At 74.2% G+C, this 933-nt stretch carries 1 protein-coding gene and 1 pseudogene; both read right to left on the minus strand.

Annotation, left to right across the window (positions count from 1 at the left end):
* Window positions 1-280 (minus strand): annotated as a pseudogene (locus AC27IQ_RS25740) (SPOR domain-containing protein); the annotation flags it as partial.
* Window positions 281-297: 17 nt separating this feature from the next.
* Window positions 298-933 (minus strand): biotin--[acetyl-CoA-carboxylase] ligase (locus tag AC27IQ_RS25745; protein WP_487091333.1); only part of this gene is annotated, 636 nt, incomplete at its 5' end.

Raw genomic sequence — 933 nt, forward strand, 5'->3', positions numbered from 1 at the left:
CGGCCTCGCTGGTGCTGGGTGCGGGAGTGGAGGCGGGCGCGGGCGGGGTGGCGGGGGCCGCAGGCGCTTCGCCCCCGTTCGCATTTGCGTTGCCGTTGGGGGTGGTGCCCGTTCCGTTGGCGCGGCCCAGGCGCAGGTTCTCGGGCTGGATCTGCTGCTCCAGGCGCTGGGGCTCGGACTGCTCGGGCGGCGCCCAGCCCCACGAGCGCAGCAGCCCCTGCGCCCATGCGTAGTAGCCGGCATTGGCCAGCAGCAGAACCAGAACGGCGGCGCGCAGCATGGGTGGGCCTTTCTCGGTCAGCGCGGCGCCGACGGGCCGGCGGGCCGCACGCTGATCTCGGAGCTGGTCACGGCCTGCATGCCCTGCGCTGTGTGCACCAGCAGCTCGCCATCCTCGCCCACGCCGTGGGCCGTGCCGGTGGTGCCATCGCTCAGCGTCACCGCGCGGCCGCTCAGCACGTCGCGCTGGTGGAACCGGGCCTGCACCGGCGCGAAGCCATAGGCCTCGAACGATTGCAGCATGGCGACCAGCGGTGCGGCGATGCGCTGCAGCGCCGTGGGCGCATCCAGGCCGGGCTCCACGTCCTGCAGGCTGCCGGGCGGGGTGTTCATGCCGTCCGCCTGCGGCGGCTGCACGTTGATGCCGATGCCGGCCACCACGTAGCGCGTGGCGGGGGCGGCATGCGCTTCCCAGCCGGGCGCGACGAGGCTCGCCGTCTCCACCAGGATGCCGGCCAGCTTGCGATCACCGTCCAGCCACAGGTCGTTGGGCCATTTGAGGCCGATGCGCGCGGCACCCGCCAGCGGCGTGGGCTGCAGGCTCTCGGCCACGCTCACCCCCACGGCGAGCGACAGGCCCGACCAGTCGGCCGGCGCCAGCGGCATGCCCAGCGAGAACATGAGCGCATTGCCCACCGCGCCACGCCAGGGCCG

It is taken from the genome of Acidovorax sp. KPB24-07, from assembly GCF_057543315.1.